The organism is Larkinella rosea (genome assembly GCF_003858635.1).
In the GTDB taxonomy this organism is placed as follows: Bacteria; Bacteroidota; Bacteroidia; order Cytophagales; family Spirosomataceae; genus Larkinella; species Larkinella rosea.
In genome coordinates this window covers 781,554-798,732 of record NZ_RQJO01000007.1, presented here as the reverse complement: position 1 = coordinate 798,732, position 17,179 = coordinate 781,554, and the positions used below count along the sequence as shown (strand labels likewise).

12 protein-coding genes and 1 tRNA gene are annotated in these 17,179 nt (G+C 51.5%); 6 read left to right on the top strand and 7 right to left on the bottom strand.

Annotated features, from left to right (window positions below; translation table 11 throughout):
• Window position 1: 1 nt before the first annotated feature.
• Entirely contained in the window at window positions 2-2,230 is a 2,229-nt protein-coding gene (locus EHT25_RS03595; protein ID WP_124870772.1) for a DUF349 domain-containing protein, read from the top strand.
• 150 nt (window positions 2,231-2,380) lie between these two features.
• A tRNA-Thr gene (locus tag EHT25_RS03590) sits at window positions 2,381-2,453 on the top strand.
• 155 nt (window positions 2,454-2,608) lie between these two features.
• Here EHT25_RS03590 and EHT25_RS03585 read toward each other — a convergent pair.
• Window positions 2,609-3,277, bottom strand: coding sequence for a YdcF family protein (locus EHT25_RS03585; protein WP_124870768.1), 669 nt, complete (start codon window positions 3,275-3,277; stop codon window positions 2,609-2,611).
• 312 nt (window positions 3,278-3,589) lie between these two features.
• Between EHT25_RS03585 and EHT25_RS03580 the strand changes: the two genes are divergently transcribed.
• Window positions 3,590-3,919, top strand: a complete 330-nt coding sequence (locus tag EHT25_RS03580; RefSeq protein WP_124870765.1) for a hypothetical protein — start codon at window positions 3,590-3,592, stop codon at window positions 3,917-3,919.
• Between the two features lie 202 nt (window positions 3,920-4,121).
• Here EHT25_RS03580 and EHT25_RS03575 read toward each other — a convergent pair whose 3' ends face one another.
• Window positions 4,122-4,469 (bottom strand): hypothetical protein, encoded by a 348-nt coding sequence (locus EHT25_RS03575; RefSeq protein WP_124870762.1) that lies wholly within the window; start codon window positions 4,467-4,469, stop codon window positions 4,122-4,124.
• A gap of 696 nt (window positions 4,470-5,165) precedes the next feature.
• Here EHT25_RS03575 and EHT25_RS03570 point away from each other — a divergent pair.
• Window positions 5,166-8,711, top strand: coding sequence for a putative Ig domain-containing protein (locus EHT25_RS03570; RefSeq protein WP_124870759.1), 3,546 nt, complete (start codon window positions 5,166-5,168; stop codon window positions 8,709-8,711).
• A gap of 231 nt (window positions 8,712-8,942) precedes the next feature.
• On the opposite strand, the gene EHT25_RS03565 is transcribed toward EHT25_RS03570, so the two are convergent.
• Both EHT25_RS03565 and EHT25_RS03560 read right to left on the bottom strand, forming a co-directional pair.
• On the bottom strand, window positions 8,943-10,922 hold the full coding sequence (locus EHT25_RS03565; protein ID WP_124870757.1) for an OmpA family protein: 1,980 nt from the start codon (window positions 10,920-10,922) through the stop codon (window positions 8,943-8,945).
• Window positions 10,877-11,509, bottom strand: coding sequence for a 7-carboxy-7-deazaguanine synthase QueE (locus EHT25_RS03560; RefSeq protein WP_229311426.1), 633 nt, complete (start codon window positions 11,507-11,509; stop codon window positions 10,877-10,879). The genes EHT25_RS03565 and EHT25_RS03560 overlap by 46 nt, the downstream gene beginning before the upstream one ends.
• 63 nt (window positions 11,510-11,572) lie before the next feature.
• Here EHT25_RS03560 and EHT25_RS03555 point away from each other — a divergent pair, with 63 nt between their 5' ends.
• Together EHT25_RS03555 and EHT25_RS03550 are read left to right on the top strand one after the other, a co-directional pair.
• Window positions 11,573-12,955 (top strand): sulfatase-like hydrolase/transferase, encoded by a 1,383-nt coding sequence (locus EHT25_RS03555; RefSeq protein WP_124870755.1) that lies wholly within the window; start codon window positions 11,573-11,575, stop codon window positions 12,953-12,955.
• A gap of 65 nt (window positions 12,956-13,020) precedes the next feature.
• Window positions 13,021-13,713 (top strand): head GIN domain-containing protein, encoded by a 693-nt coding sequence (locus tag EHT25_RS03550; RefSeq protein ID WP_124870752.1) that lies wholly within the window; start codon window positions 13,021-13,023, stop codon window positions 13,711-13,713.
• Here EHT25_RS03550 and EHT25_RS03545 read toward each other — a convergent pair.
• The 3 genes from EHT25_RS03545 to EHT25_RS03535 all read right to left on the bottom strand — a co-directional run bounded on the left by EHT25_RS03545 (window position 13,710) and on the right by EHT25_RS03535 (window position 17,082).
• Window positions 13,710-14,714 (bottom strand): ABC transporter ATP-binding protein, encoded by a 1,005-nt coding sequence (locus EHT25_RS03545; protein WP_124870749.1) that lies wholly within the window; start codon window positions 14,712-14,714, stop codon window positions 13,710-13,712. The genes EHT25_RS03550 and EHT25_RS03545 overlap by 4 nt on opposite strands.
• A gap of 193 nt (window positions 14,715-14,907) precedes the next feature.
• Window positions 14,908-16,008, bottom strand: coding sequence for a TFIIB-type zinc ribbon-containing protein (locus EHT25_RS03540; RefSeq protein ID WP_124870746.1), 1,101 nt, complete (start codon window positions 16,006-16,008; stop codon window positions 14,908-14,910).
• A gap of 90 nt (window positions 16,009-16,098) precedes the next feature.
• On the bottom strand, window positions 16,099-17,082 hold the full coding sequence (locus EHT25_RS03535) for an SPFH domain-containing protein (protein ID WP_124870743.1): 984 nt from the start codon (window positions 17,080-17,082) through the stop codon (window positions 16,099-16,101).
• Window positions 17,083-17,179: the final 97 nt, after the last annotated feature.

The window sequence follows — 17,179 nt, the reverse complement described above, 5'->3', positions numbered from 1 at the left end:
TATGGCGAGCGAAGAGCAAGAAATAACTGAACGCAAGGAACTGAACCCGGAATTATCTCAGGAGAAAAAACCGGAGACTGATCCGACTGATGCGGTAGAATCAACCGAAGGCCCCACGGACAACGTGGAACTGGAATCGCAGGAAGAGCCAGCTGGCGTAGCTGAACCCGAACTGGAACCGTCGGCGACGGCAGCACCGGAAGAGGAAGAGGCCGCCGGGTTGCCTTCAGAACCGGTAAGCGAGGTCGAGTCAGCGTCGGAGGTGTCTGACAAAACGGAAGTCGAATCGACCGCAGCCCTGGCCGAAATCCCTGAGTCTGAACCAACGCCAGCTGCCGGAACAGAGCCGGAACCCGAGTCTCCGACGGCGGTTGAAGAAACCGTATTAGAGCCTTCTGCGTCAACAGAACTGCATGCCGATCCGACGGATGCGGCCGATCTGGAGCTTGAAGAGGTGGCCCCGGCAGCGGATTACAGCCAGCTTTCCAAGTCTGAAATGGTCGGTTTACTGGAAAAAACACTGGCTTCGCTGAAGACCGATACGGTTTCTGCGTCTGATTATCGCCGGTCTGACGAGGTTCTGAAGGAATTACGTCCGTTGTTTGATCAATCCAAAGCTGCCGATCGGGCCGAAGCGCTCCAGCGCTATATTCAGGAAACCGGTGCAGACGAAGGGTTCGAATTCAAGCAGGACGAAGTGATTGGGCGGTTCGATAGCCTGTATAAACAGATCAAAGACCAGAAAAATCACTACTTCCAGCAACTCGAAAAAGCAAAAGATAACAACTTCAACCTCAAGACGGAACTGCTCCGGCGGTTGCGCGAACTGGTTGAAGCCGATGAAAATAACGCCGGTGATCCGAAAGCCAGCTGGAACGGCTTCAAACACGTGCAGGATGAGTGGAAAGCGGCCGGTAACGTTTCGTCGCCCCATAATGCCACGCTTTGGGCGACCTATCACGCCCTGGTCGACCGGTATTATAGCAACCGCAATATTTATTTTGAATTAAAAGAACTCGATCGGAAGAAAAACCAGACCCAGAAAACCGAACTCTGTGAGAAGGTGGAAGCGCTGGTGCAGTCAAACGAAGGCAATCCCATAACGAAAGCCATTATTGATGAAGCCAACGGTCTTTTCGAGGAATATAAACACATTGGTCCGGCCCCCAAAGCCGAACAGGAAGTGTTGTGGCAGCGTTTCAAAAAGGCGCTGGACACGCTTTACGACCGTCGCCGGGGCCAGAATGAGGAAATTCGGAAAGAAGGGGCGCAGTTGTACGACGAGAAATCGAAATTATACGAAGAACTGGTTCCGTTTACCTCCTTTACGTCGAACAGCATCAATGACTGGAACGAAAAGACCCGTGAGGTGATGGTGCTGCAGGATCGCTGGAATGCTATTCGGGGACCCATGCCGCGTGATGAAGGCAAGGAACTGAGTAAAAAATTCTGGGCTGCCCTCAAGCAGTTTTTCCACCACAAGGGTGAATTTTTCAAGCAACTGGAAGGAAAGCGTGAGCAAAACCTGAAGGCGAAAACCCAGCTCTGCGAAGCCGTGGAAGCCATTCTGGAATCGGGCGAAGAATCCGCCGAGACCACGCAGAAAGTCATTGAGTTGCAACGCCAGTGGAAAACCATCGGTCAGGTTCCGGAGAAATTCAAAGACACGATTTTCGAACGGTTCAAGGCGGCCTGTGACGGTTTTTTCAACAAGAAACGGTCGCGGAATCAGGAAGTTGAAAAAGAATTTGAAGAAAATCTGGCGAAGAAAATCGCTCTTTGTGAACGCATCGAAACCGTGGCCGTCAGCGGAAACGCCGACCTGTCGCAGTTGAACGCGTTCAAAAAGGAATGGTCCCAAATCGGCTACGTGCCGAAGAAAGACATGCAATCGATTCAGAAGCGGTACATCAATGCGGTTAATTCGTTCGTTGGCGCTAATGGTAAAATTTCTCCCAAGGAAAAAGAACTGTTAACATTACAGAATGAAGCCGAAATGGTCCGTGAATCCGGTTCGTCGCGCGATTTATACAAGAAAGAAGGTGATATTCGCCGGAAAATGACGACGCTGGAGAACGACATTGCGGTGTATAACAACAACATCGAATTCTTTGGCCGCTCAAAAGGCGCCGAAAAACTGCGGGCTGATATCGACAAGAAAATCCAGGTAGCACAAAAGCAACTGGAGGATCTGAAGCATCAGCTGAAAGTCATTCGGGAAGCGCAATAAAATGAAATAAGCGGTTTTATCCGGAAAATAACGAAAGAACTATTTGACCGTAAAGGCAAAATTGCTATTTTTGCACCAGATTTAACGAAAGCCCGCCAGCAGGTACGGTTTTCGGTTCAAAGCCCGGTTTGGCAAAGAACAAATCTGCTTGCCTCCATAGCTCAGCTGGTAGAGCAACTGACTTGTAATCAGTAGGTCGTTGGTTCGATCCCGACTGGGGGCTCTTCAAAATCAAGCACTTATGAGAAATCGTAAGTGCTTTTTTTGTGTCTACCCTATTCAAATCCCACCAGGATTATCATACCGGCAAAAGTTGGGATCAGTCGGGAGATTGAGGGGCAATCCGGTTTTCCTTCGCACAAAACGCCTTTCTTTTTCCTAATCCTTAATCAAGTGGTGATTATATCCCGCGTCAACCAATTCTTCATAAGCCTCCCAAACATCCGGCGGGATTTCCTGCGGGATCTGAAAACCTTTTTTGGGATACTCTTTTATCCGTTGCAGGTCACCCACCATTATATGAATCACCTGGTCCGCAGATAATTCCGGATTTGAATAGTGATCCAGATATTCCTCATACGTAGTTTGAGGTGAGGTAACCCGCGCCATTTTCTGGGGCCAGACTTTCCGGAACGTTGCATAACTCCGGCGTTCCATATACGGTTTTTGCACCAGCAGAAAACTCCCGGGATCCAGCTGCCGCTCAGCCAGCAGTTGCCGGGTAAAAAGCACATTTTCGCCGGTATTGGTCGATCGGTTTTCGATGATGATGTTCGGGGCCGGAACGCCCATATCCATCGCAATTTGGGCAAACTGATCGGCTTCGGGTTCGCTCCACATCGTACGGGTAATCACGCCCAGACCGCCGGAAAAAATGAGCCAGGGCGCCCATCCGTCGAGCCAGAGCTGCGCCCCGCGCTCGGCCACCCGTTTATCGTAACTGCAAAGGACGAAAATGGCGTCGGCGGGTTCAAGTGGTTGATGAAGCTGGTGGTAGTTCCAGAGTTTTTTAGCCAGATTGTGAATGGATGGGGGAATTTTGTGCATATATACTGCAACGAATCTGCGACTATGATTTTTAAAGATTTTTCGAATGTTGCGACTTTTTCCCGGATTACCAAGAAAATCGGGTTCGGCTGTTAGTGAATGCTAATCCGACAGATTACAAAACGGCCACTGAAAAGTGCCTGATACAACTTTCCCAGGTAAGACAAAACTCCTCTCCAATTTTTATTACTCTGTTTCAGGTACCTTTCTTGATACACTGGCATATGATTTGAAAGAGGGTCCTATTCTAATAAAAACCGGGTCGATTTCAGGCAATGATCGAATCAGGCAACTCTCTTAATAACTGTAAAGATGGATAGCTTCAACGTTGAAGAATCGGCAGATAGTACGAAGATCATTCCACTCGGACGCATTAAACCAACCATTATCCCTAAACATCACCACACCGGTTTCTGCAAGCACTCTTCCATTCTGGTCGATGAAAAAAACCGCATGCTTGAATGCGAACAATGCGGTCAAGTCATTGATCCATTTGATTATATATGGGAAGAAAGCACCAATCAGTCGCAACTATTCACGACTATTACCGAGCTTCGACGGGAAATGGAATGGCTTATGAAACAAAAAAACCGGCTTGAGAAAGCCGTACTCAAGCTAAAACAGCGAAAAATGCAGACTTAAAATGCTGCCTGGAGCCAGACCCAAAAAAAAACCCAGACGACCTGTCCGGGTTCTGGCTTGCAGCAGCCTCTCTGATTGCCAGAGCTAATTAGACGGAGCACGGGGAAGAAAGTCACATGATTTAAAAACCGGGTGTAATCCACTTACCGTAAATCAACTGATTGTCACTATCTAATCTATACTATTTCTAACTGATAGCCAATTAGTTAGCCAAAAATAGAGCACAATCAAACGCATACGTTTCGGGAAGGTCAGTCGCTTTCCAGACTCCTACCTTCTTCATCGTTACCTGCAGCACTGGAAATGTGTTTTCCGTTATTTCTAACTGGCAGGAATTGAGCCGGTAATACATCACATTTCGGGCTAGAACACATTGTCGTTTTGAAATTTTCAACTGGTTTTTTTCAGTCCATAAACCGGCTCGCTGGCAGAGCTTCCGGGTAATCAAATCCTGCTCAAAAACCGGGAACCAGGTAAATTTATTCATTCGGGGAATATACGATCCCCGTACTTTATTGATCTGAAGATTTCGCCAGGTCGGGCTGTCCATACGTATTTTACGGTTAGTAAGAGGCAAAAAACGGCGCAAATCGGACCGCTCTTTTACTGTTTACTTGGACGTTGATGCCGGGAAAAGTCACCTCTATTTAATCTAAAATTGCCTTTTAACAACTTTTAAAAGCGCCAAATACTCCTGTTTTGCCGGAAGAAATGAATGTCTTGATTCTGCCAAACCCTGATATACAGACAGATACAATAATCAGTCAGCTTCATTTTTTCAATTTTAGGATTTTTTCCATTTACCAAACTAATCAGCCTCTACTTTTCCACTTTCTATTCTGATTTTAATGAGGTATCAATCGAGCAACAACTTGCATGATTCATATGTATAGTGCTTGAATTAATGTAAAAAGAAAATCAAATTTTCACCTCTATTTCAGTGACTTAGTTAACCTTTTCACGTCTCACCTTACGCAATCCCAACGTGTTTCGATAGTCGGTTTTAGCTTAGTTAAAACCGCAATGTTTCATTCTACACGTTTACCGTCACATATCTCCATATTGTATTTATCCAATATCAATTATTGGACACATACAATATCTAAAACGCGATCTACGGTAACAAAAAGGTCGCAAAAAACGCCAGTTGTTCTTACGATTCGCGAAAAATAGGAGACAAGACAATGTGCAGGATTGGGATTTCGAAAAACAATTGTTGAGGCAAACTAAAAATAGTCACTATTACATGTTTACTAATTTACCTTTATCCGTTTTGCAGTCGGTGCTGGTCTCCGCCCTGCTGCTGGTTTCCGGTTTTCAGCATGCCCAGGCGGGGCGGGGCGATGGCCAATTGGCGAATAACGCCCCCTACAGCCGACTCTCCGCCCCCCCCACCATTGATGCCCAGCGCTACATCGGCGTTACCATCTTCAACTTCGAAACCGACCCGCGCGTCGACGACGAACGCATCGAGCATTCGGCCGACAGCGGCTGTAATGCCGTCGAAATCACCATCAACTGGGACCAGGTCTATCCTTCCATCAACAGCGCGCCCAACTGGAGCGTCGTCGACTCCCACGTCCAGACCGCTCAGCGACTCGGACTCAAGATCGCCCTGCGCGTCTTCGTGGGCCGCGAAGCCTCCCGACTCGGCGGTTTCTGGAACCTCCACGAAACCATGCAGGCCGCCGACAGCGCCCGGCGCGTTACCGACCAGGGCAACATTCAGTTTACTTTCTCCAGTAAACCCGTCATCGATCGCGTCAATGCCTTCGTGCTCGAAACCACCACCCGCTATCACTACCTCCAGCAGCAGGGACAGCTCCTGTTTTTATCGGTGGTTTCCTCCCCCGCGCTGGAGTCGGAATATTCGCCCGTCTACGACCCCTACACTGGCAGCAAATACGTGGTGCCTTTCGACTACAGCCGCTACGAACTCGATGCCTTCCGCCAGTACCTGCAAGCCCGTTTCAGCTTGTCCCAGCTCAACCAGCGCTGGGGAACCGACTTCAGCCAATGGAGCCGCGTGATGCCCCCCGCCAATGAACCGGCCAACCCCTATGCCTCCACCGTCGGTACCCGGGGCGAGGACTGGTACGTGTTTCGACACCGCCAACTGAAGGCCTTCATCGACCGAATCAACACCACCGTCAAGGGCGTCGATCCCAACATCATCGTTGTCAACCAGCACGGCTGTGTCTGGGACCGCATCTCGGGGCTGCGGGCCACCTTTGCCTTCAAGAACCTGGGGCAGGCCGTCGACGGGCTCAAGTTCAACGATGGCCCCGACTACAACCACCGCTTTTCAATGGACATTGTCCGCAGCAACCTGCGGCCGGGGGCGTTCCTGATTAACGCCATCGATGGCATGTTCCATAACTCGGTTTCCCTCGATAAATATTACCAGCAGGTGGCCCAGTGTTTCGAACACGGGGCCAAGATGATCACCCTGGCCAACTTCGGGGGCAAGGATGCCCGGCCCAAACTGGCCGAACTCATCGCGATGGTGGTCAACAATGGCTTGTTGAATCAACCCGTGCCTACGGTACAAACTGCCATGGTCAACGGCAAGAATGTAGGCTACAAACTTTCGGAAATCCTGCGCAACTACACGATCGCCCAGGAACGCTGGAGTTCCTTTTACAACCAGAATGGCAACAAACCGGTGCGGATTGAACTCGATGAAGACCTGTTGCGGAACGAGCCGCCGATCATCAATGCCCTGCCGGTGCTGAGCCAGACGCTCGTGGATCAATCGGCGACGGTGGGGAAGCCTTTCAGTTATTCGATCGGATCGGCTTTCACTGACTCCGATGGCTCAATTGCCAGCGTGGAAGTCAGTGGGCTGCCCCTGGGCTTGCAGTGGAACAGCACCACGGGGAAAGTGAGTGGCACGCCCACCCGGCAGGAATCGTCCCTGGTAACGCTGCTGGCCCGCGACAACGTGGGAGCCACGGCGAGTGGTAGTTTTCGCATTACCGTTACTGACCCCACCTCCACCAATCGCCCGCCGATCGCCCCGATTTTAACCAACCCCATGGGGCAGGTGGGTGTGGCATTGACCTACACACTGCCGCAGTTTAGTGACCCCGAAGGTCAACCGCTGCGCCACCGTCTGGTGGGCGAAGTACCAGGTTTGACGTTCGTGCCGGCGACTTACGTACTCAGCGGCACGCCGACGAATGCGGGGGTGTATTCGCTGACCTACACGGCAACCGACCCGGCCGAAGCGATTTCCTCGACGCTGTTTCAGGTGACGATCCGGGAAGCCACCCCGCCGGTCAAACGGACGGGTAACTTTGAGGGCTATCTGGATAAATTCAACTGCGAGGGGGATATTTTTGGCTGGGTGTGGGATCGCAATCTGCCCAATACGCCGATGCCGATCGAGGTATTCGACGGGAACAAACTAATCGGCACGTTTGTGGCCGATGTTAACCGGCCGGACCTGGTGGCGGCCAAGAAAGGCAACGGAGCGCACGGCTACCAGTTTATCATTCCGGGAAGCATCAAGGACGACAGACCGCACGTGATCTCGATGCGGATCGAGAATTCGGATTATTACCTCAAGGGATCGCCGACGACGATCACCTGTCCCTCGAGCACGGCGCAGGTCAACGACCCGGCCAACCAGCCACCGGTGGCGGTACCGATCCCGATTCAATATGCGTATGTAAATGTGCCCTACACGTACACGATTCCGGACTTTCCGCACGAAGAAGGGCAGACGCTGGTGTATGCGCTGACGGGCGGGGTGCTGGGGTTGAATTACAACCAGGCGACGCGGACCTTCAACGGGACACCGAGCACGATCGGGACCTACACGATGAGCCTGATTGTGTCGGACGGCATTGGCGGGTACACGCCCACGCTGGTGACGGTGGTGGTGACGGCGGCTCCGGCCAACCGGCCACCGGTGGTGGTGACGGCGCCGACAAATCAGACGGCGCAGGTTGGGCAACCATTCAGTTATCAGCTACCGTCCAATCTCTTTGCCGATCCCGAAGGAAATACAGTCGTCGTGGCGGTTTCCGGATTACCGACCGGATTGAATTATACTCCAAACAATCGTACAATTTCGGGAACGCCTACCACAGCAGGTAAATTTGCATTGGTATGCTCAGGAACTGATCCAGCCGGAGCTACGACTAGTGTGAGTTTCAGTTTGACGATAAGTTTACCAGAAACCGTTACCGTGACAGGGAATTTCGAAGGCTATCTCGATAAAGTAGAGTGCGGGACGATCCGGGGTTGGGTCTGGGACCGCAATCAACCTAACTCAGTGGTAACCTTGGAATTCTATACTGGAAATACCATTTGGGGTAGCGCGGAAGCTAATATATATCGGGTAGACTTGAAAACCGCTGGGAAAGGAAACGGCGTTCACGCGTATAGTTTTGATGTGCCAACGATTTTGAAAGACGGAATTTCGCGGGTAATTAATGCGCGTGTTAAAAATAGCAGCTACATCCTGAAGGAGTCGGGGAAAACTTTAGTCTGCCAGCCAGGAAGTCGGTTATCGGCTGAACCCGATCAAAATCTTGTCGTAAATGTGTTGGGCAACCCGATCACCCATGACGCTATCGATCTGGAAATCACCGGAGCAAACGGTCAGTCGATGCGGTTGATGGTGACGGACGTGAACGGGCGATTAGTCCATGAGCGCGTGGTAGAAAAAGCCGGTCAAATTGAAAAGCAAACGCTACCAGTAGGTAAAGCACCGGCAGGACTGCTACTGGTACGGGTTCAAAGGGGTTTGACCAGCGTGATAGTGAAGATCATAAAACCGTAACTCAACAAACAAAGCTCTGAACACGGGTTATTGTATAGTTTATCACTGGATTGAAAATCCTACCAATGCCCGATTTTTTAAATCGGCATTGGTAGGTTAATGCGACCAATTAGGTTTTCCCGCTTAATTATTTAGGGCGAAAAAACCTCTCCCGCTGTGGTCGACTTCCAGGAAATTTGACCATTGCCAGTTTCGATTTCGGACAATTTCTGGTCATTATTTCCCTGAAATTTACAAAATCCGCCACTCGATCCGCCGGTTGAGTTTGCGGTTTTCGTCGGTGGTATTGGGAGCCACAGGCCGGGTTTCGCCGTATCCGGCCGATCGGATACGGGTGGTGGCAATACCGGCTTTGGTCAGGTAGTTCACCACGGACTGCGCCCGTTTTTTCGACAATTCCAGGTTATTAGCCGTTCCGCCCTGATTATCGGTATGACCGGAAACCTCAATCTGAACCGAGGGATTTACTTCCAGAAACTTCACCAGCCGGTCGAGTTCCGTGCGCGATTTTTCGGCCAGATCGTAGCGGCTCGTTTCAAAGAAAATATTGTTCAGCGTCTCTTTGGCCGGTGCGCCCCCGTCAGCTGGCCTGATCGGTTCCAGCGGCACACGCATCGTCAGCCCCTCTCCTTCCCGTTTTCCCGTAAAATCAAACGACAAACTCTTGAACAAATACCCGGCCCCAAGAACATAGAGCGCGTATTCTCCGCCCGTCGGCAAAATGGCGGTATACTGACCGGTTTGTGGGTCAGACTGCACGCGGGTAACGAGTTGATTGGTTGCCAGATCGATCAGTTCGATGGTGGCATTCAGCGGTTTTTTGGTGCGGGCGTCGGCTACCAGCCCTTTCAGGTAACTAACCGGGCGCACCTTCTGCCGCAACGCATCCGGCAAATCGAACTTATAAAGTTTGGAGCGTTGCTTTCCGTCCGTCGTGGCTTGTTCCTGCGAGTAATACGCGTGTGCCCCGTTAGCCGATACAAACAAAGCCGCCTGATCATCGGAGGTATTGATGGGGTAACCCAGATTCTGCGGGTTCGACCAGCCGGTGGCCGTGCTGTCGGCCACAAAAAGGTCGTAACCGCCCATTCCCATATGTCCTTCCGACGCAAAAAACAGGCTCAGGCCGTTGGCGTGAATAAACGGCGAAGCTTCGTCGAATGGGGTGTTGATGCTTTTCAGGTTATAGGGCGTCTTCCACTCGCCGTCTTCGCCCAGGTCACTGCACCAGATGTCGCGTCGGCCAAGCCCGCCGTTTCGATCCGATACAAAATACAACCGCCGACCGTCGGCCGACAATGCGGGCTGCGATTCCCACGAACGGGTGTTGATCATGGGGCCGAGGTTCTGCGGCTCCGACCAGGTGTTACCGGTTTTGCGGGAAATATAGAGATCGCAACTTCCGTATCCCGTGCGTCCCTGACAGGCCGTAAACACCAGCGTCCGACCATCGGCCGAAAGCGACGGCGTTCCTTCGTTGTTGGGCGTATTGATGTGGGGCGAAATGGATTCGGGGGGGCTCCAGGTTTCGCCTTTTTGGGTCGCAACCATCAGATCTTCATCTCCTTCCGGCTTCAAAACCGTGTACACCAGCGTTTGTTCATCGGCGGTCAGAACCGGAAAATACTGCGACGGGAATGCCTGAACCGTTGCCGACAAGGGTTGCGGTTTTACCGGCAACGGATTCTGAATGGCCTGCTCGCCAAAACGAGCGGTTTGCAGCATCCGGTCAATTTTCTTCCACTGAATCGACTGAGGTGTGAAAAGTTTCTGCAACCGCTCGATGTTCGGAATCGCGCCAAGGTAATTGCCTTTTTTAAGCAGATAGGAGCTGACAAACTGATAGGCTAAACCCGTCGACGGGTTTGCAGGCTGCTGTCGGATGGCCCGCTGGTATACCTGAAACGCCTGATCGGGCTGACGCATGAATTCATAAACCTGCCCCAGTTTCAGATACGCTTCCGTGTATCCGGTATCGCGTTCCACCGCCTGATGAAACAACTCCAGCGAAAGGGGCATCTGGCGCTGCGCAAGGGCTTCGACGGCTTTTTTGTAGAGCTCGACGGCTTTTTTATTTTGAGCCGAAGCCGAAAAATGAAACGGAGGAAAAATGAAAAGAAGCAAAAGCAGGATGGCGGTTTTGAGTCCCGCCAACCCTTTTTCCCTCAGGGAATGTCCATAAACTTGTGCGTTTGCAACGAAACCTGCCATTGCGGATGCTGTTTTACATACTCAACGATAAGAGGTAACATTTCATTGGAACGACTCCATTCCGGTTGCAAAAACAGTTTGCAATCCGAACGGAGCGACGCCACAAACGATTCGGCAAAGGCAAAATCGCTTTTATGGTAAATGATTGCTTTCAATTCATCGGCCTTCCGAAAAATGTCCGGGTGCGGCTCCTTGAATTTCTTCGGCGAAAAACAGATCCAGTCCCAGCTACCACTTACGGGATAAACGCCGGAAGTTTCGATATTCGTGTTAAAACCGGCTTTTTTTAGTGCAGCCGTCAGCCCGCTCAGGTCGTGCATCAGGGGTTCTCCGCCCGTAATGACAGCCATTCGTCCGGGATATTGCAAAGCGCCTTCTACCAGATCGTCAATCGAATAGCTCGGATGCGCAGTCACATCCCAGGATTCCTTGACATCACACCAGTGACACCCCACATCGCAGCCCCCCAGCCGAATAAAATAGGCCGCTTTTCCGGTGTGTGCACCCTCCCCCTGCAAGGTATAAAACGACTCCATGACCGGAAGCCGTTCAATTGTGTCGGTTTGTTGCGTTCGTACTTGATTCATGGCCCAAAGTTACGGAATTTGCGGGCGATGGTTTATTTATTCCCACGGCTTTCGTCAGCCTTTATGAAATACCGCCTGTTCCTGCCCGTTGTTTTGGTCCTGATGCTGACTGGCGTCAGTGTTTTATTCTTCAGTCATACTCCCCCTGCCCCGCCAGCAAAGCCCAACATTGTCTTCATCATTGCCGACGACCTGGGGTGGGGAGATCTTTCGAGCTACGGGGCAACGGATCTCAAAACGCCCCATATTGACAGTTTGATGCGGGCCGGTTTGCGGTTTACGCATTTCTACGCCAATAGTCCGGTTTGTTCACCCAGTCGGGCGGCCCTGCTATCGGGTCAATGGCCGGAGCGCATGGGCGTTCCAGGCGTTATCCGGGATGTTGCGAGCGACAGTTGGGGGTATCTGGCACCCGGTCCACTGCTGCCCACCTATTTGCAAAAGGCCGGCTATCATACGGCTTTGATGGGGAAATGGCATTTGGGGCTGGAAACGCCAAATACGCCGAACGAACGCGGTTTTCAGGAATTTTACGGTTTTCTGGGCGATATGATGGATGATTATTACACCAAGCTTCGGAACAACCATCATTTCATGCGACATAACCGGCAAACCATTGATCCACCCGGTCACGCAACCGATGTGTTTACCGATGGAGCAGTTACCTATTTGAATTCGCGCAAAGGAAACGCCAAACCGTTCTTCCTGTATCTTGCCTACAACGCGCCCCACAATCCGCTGCAACCTCCCGCCGAGTGGCTCGAATGGGTTCAAAAAAGGGAACCGAACATCGATCCGACACGGGCCAAACTCGTGGCACTGATCGAGCACATGGACGCTAACATCGGAAGATTGCTGGCGACATTGAAGGCCAATCGGCAACTGGAAAACACCTTGATCGTTTTCACGAGCGACAACGGCGGCTGGGGACCCGGCAAAGCCAACAACGGTCCGCACCGGGCGTTCAAAGGAACCATGTACGAAGGCGGAATTCTGATTCCGGCCGGGGTGGCCTGGGCGGGGCACATTCAGCCGGGTCGAATTTCCGATGAACCCCTGCAGTTGAGCGACTGGATGCCGACCTTTTTGGAAATAACCGGACAAAAAATCACTACACCCATCGACGGAAAATCTTTCTTAACACTGTTAACTCACAATTCGAGGAACGAAGAGGTTGCTGTTTTCAGACAAAGACCTCTCTTTTTTATCCGACGGGAAGGAACCGACACTTTTAAAGGATTGACGACGCAGGCGGTTCGGCTGGGCGACTGGAAATTGCTGCAAGCTAACCCGTTTTCGCCTTACGAACTGTACAACCTGAAAGATGATCCGAAAGAAGCGACGAATCTGGCCGGTCAGGAAAAAGCCAAAGCGAACGAGCTGACACTATTATTGATGAACCACATCCAGCAAAGCGGGTCGGTGCCGTGGCAGAGCGGAAAATAAAGACCCGTGCAACTTTCCGGCTTTTCCTGGCATCTTGTTACCAGCAACCGCAACTTTCATCCACCATGCAACTCAAATCCATTTATTTAACCTTTCTGGTTTTCAGTACGGTTTTCGGGAGATCCGAAGCACAGTCCGTTACGAAGCAATTCCGAATCAAATCATTCGATCGCATCGATGTGGCCAATGCCATCGACATCGAAATCCGGAAAGGCAGCTTCGATATTGTCGCCGACTTGGCTCCCGGCGAAACCGAATACCTGTCGGTCAAAAGCGAAAACGGTGTACTCCTTGCCCGTTTTAACCGACCGGCGGGAAATTGGATTGCGGGCAAAAACCGCAAGTCACCCCGGCTGATCGTTACCATGCCCGCTTTGCGGGGCATCACGCTTTCCGGTGCATCGGACGGCGATGTCAATGATTCATTCGACACGGAGGAACTCGAAATTGCCTTGTCGGGAGCCGCCGACCTGTCGATGAAAGACATCACCGCTAACCGCATCCGGCTGAAAGCGTCGGGGGCATCGGACACCCGGCTAAGCGGGCGAACCAAACTCCTCGATGTAGACATTTCGGGAGCATCGGATTTAAAAGCGTATGACCTCACGGCGGCCGAAGCGGTTATTCGGGCATCCGGGGCGAGTGATGCGGCCGTAACTGTGACGAAACGGCTGGAAAAAAACACGCGCGGAGGGGCGGACGTAACGCACCGGGGCAACCCACAGACGGTTATTTCCAATCAGAAAAAGGATGACTAAGAAGCTGAACCCCGCATCCAGTGAACGGCTTCGGGCGACATTTCAAGCCCAACCAGCTGACCCACTTTGATTTTTTCGCTGGACGGCGCCAGAAAAGTCAGGTTAACAAACCGGTTCATTTCAACTTCCACTTCAATAAAAGCCCCTTTGAAAAATACGTTTCGGACAGTACCGCCAAAACGGCCCCGGTCGGACAAACGGATCTGCTCGGGGCGCACACAGGCCAGGGCGTTCGGTTGATACGCGTGAATGATCCCCATCAACGGCAGGTGTTTAGCCCGGATCAAATTGGCGGGGCCGGTCATCTGGGCCACATATGCGTTGTACGGACGGCGGTAAACGTCCATCGGCGCACCCAGCTGAACCAGGTGGCCGTCCTGTAAAATACCGATGCGGCTGGGAATCGAAAGGGCGTCGGTCGAATCGTGGGTAACAAACAGGCAGGCGGTTTTTTCATGCCGCACCAGATCCAGCAACATCCCGCGAATCAATTCCCGGTTTGGCAGATCGAGGTGACTGAATGGTTCGTCGAGTAACAAAACGGCCGGTTTTTCGGCGATGGCACGGGCGATGGCCGTCCGCTGCTTTTCCCCACCCGACACCTGACGCGGCAATCGATGTTGCACCGCTTCCAGCCGACACAGCCCGATTAGCTGATCGATTCGGTAATCCTGATAGCGTTTTTCGTAAAACCGCAGGGAATAGGCTATATTTTCGCGAATGCTGACATTGGGCATCAACTGGTATTCCTGATGGACGAGTTTGATGTGCGGATGCCCCGGCACCAGTTGTTCCGATGGCCCTTTTACCCGTTCACCATTCAATTTTACGGTGCCTTCCGTGGCATCGACCAAGCCCGCTAGCAGATTTAGCATCGTACTTTTTCCGGAGCCACTCGCTCCAACCAACCCCACAATCTCACCCGGTTTGATAACCAGCGATACGCCACGAACCGCCGTAACGTCCCCGAAAGATTTTACAAGTTGGATAGATTCAAGCAATTGAAATTGACCTTTTACTGTGCGTGCAATTAACTTATCGACAAGCAGTTACGTACATTTTAAACCAATACGCTCCTCCTCCGACCTGTAAAATTAACGATTTACAGCAACAACCCACCGATAAAGTGATTCCTTTTGTTAATAAAAATAGGAACAAAACTTACATGAAAAAACGGCCATCAGTTGATTAATCCTACCGCTTCCCAAGCCAGAAAAAGAAGAGAACCAGGAGCAGGAAGGCAAAAACCACCAACGCGATCTTCCAGGCCGATTTGGGTCGTTCTCCAGCAATCTGGCCCGTTTGTCCATTGACCAGGAACCGGTACTGCTTTCCGTTGTAGAGATACATACAAATCCAGAGCGGTAACAAAATATGCTTGAACGTCTGGTTGGTCAGCGTGGTATCGACGTTCAGGTTGCGCTGCGTATCGCCCCCCATTTGTGACGCACAGGCGTTTTCTTCACGGTTCCGAATCTGTTCTTCGGCTTTTCGCGCGCTTTCCTGTAAATCAATGCTATAAACCTCGGCTTCCCAGCCCAGCAGAATCCGGGGATCGTAATCGACCACTTCCTGCAAATTAAACCGGCTGGCTTCCTGCACCTGACTTTCCTGCTGCGACAATTTACGGGACGCCATTTCGAGCATATCGTCGTAGAAAGCCTGGTGCGAACCGCTGCGGTATTCCCACCGAACCCGTTGCTGCTGCTGCGTGACCATCTTCCCGCTCGAATCCCGCACCTGAACCGGCACATAATAATAGTAGCCCGCTTCGCCCGAATACTCCGAATGAGCCTGTGCGTCGAACGTCCAGAACGGAATGTAAATCCCGTGGAGATTGTCCAGCATGGCCCCGGCCGATAAATCCGACGGAGCCAGCCAGCTATCGCCCACCCAGCTTTTAAACCGCTGCAACGCCTGTTCCTTCGAAATCCGGAACGGCAGCAAACCGGCCGGTTCGATCAAGCGCGTTTTCTGCGCATCCGGATTGACGTTTTTGGAATTACAAAACGCGCAGGTTATGGTTGGCGTGTCGTAATTAACGGTCGTTTTGGCTCCGCAATTCTGGCAGGTAAACAGTCGTTTTTCTTCCGTTGGCGCGTTTGGCAACTGGCGGTCTTCTACGCGAAAGGAAAGCGGATTTTCGTGTAAGTTACTCTTCGTGAACGCGATATCCTCGGTATTACCGCAATAATCACAACTCAGTTTCTGTTTCTCAGCCGAAAATTTTAACTGCGCACCACAGGTTTTACACGGCGCCCGGACCACATCGGAAAGTTCGGAGGGTGACTGCATTGGGAGAAAAAGGAAGAATGATCGGAAATGGAAGGAGAAAGAACAGGCAAGCGGTTTTCCCCCGCGACTGCATTCTCCCTCCCTTCCTGGTTATAAACGAGCTAATAAATCGGCTTTTTTAGCATTGAATTCCTCATCGGTCAGAATGCCGGCGGCTTTCAATTCACCCAGTTGCTTGAGCAAATTCATCACCTCGGTTTTATCCTCTTTCGGTGCCTGCTGCGGAGCATTGGCGGCACTGGTATTCTGCATGAAATTACCCAAACCGCCCAGTAACACGGCAGCTCCCCCGGCCCCGCCATTTTCGGCAGCATCTTCCAGCGCCACACCGGCCTGAAACTGCTGAAAACGAGCCATATCACCCACCATGTTCATCTGTGTCGTTTTGTCCAGAAAGGCTTCCACTTCGGGGGGCAGACTCGTATTTTCGACGTAGAACTTCGTCAGTTCCAACCCATAACCCGTAAAATCAGATTGGAGCAGCGGCAGTAACTTGTCACCGATTTCCTTATAATTCCGGGATAAATCATAAACCGAAATACCAGCTTCGCCTATCGTATCCGTAAAATTGGTGACAATCGCCGACCGAAGCTGATCTTCGACATCGCTGATGCGGACGATGGGCGTGGTTCCGGCAAATTCCTTGATGAATTTTCCAGCATCGGCCACACGCAGGGCAAACACCCCGAACGCCCGAACGCGCACCTGTTTCAGTTCCGGGTCGCGGACGATGAACGGGTTTTGCGTTCCCCATTTCAGGTTGGTAAACTGCTTGGTCGAAACAAAATAAATATCAACTTTGAAGGGCGACTCGAACCCCATTTTCCACGACCGCAATGTGGTCATGATCGGCATGTTCTGCGTCGTCAGTTCGTAGCGGCCCGGCTGATAAACGTCGGCAATCCGGCCTTCGTTGATAAAAACCGCTACCTGCGATTCGCGCACGGTCAGTTGCGCTCCGTACTTGATGTTGTTGCCGTTGTCCGGAAATTTCCAGATAATCGTATCGTTCGAGTTGTCGACCCAGTCGATGACCTCGATAAATTCATTTCGGATGAAGTCAAAAAGTCCCATATGTTGTTGTCGACAGCCTATGCCGTCTGGTTTCGGTGTAGTGAAGATTTACACGCCCAATTCTACACAAAAAATACGAACCAGTGCGGATTCGTAT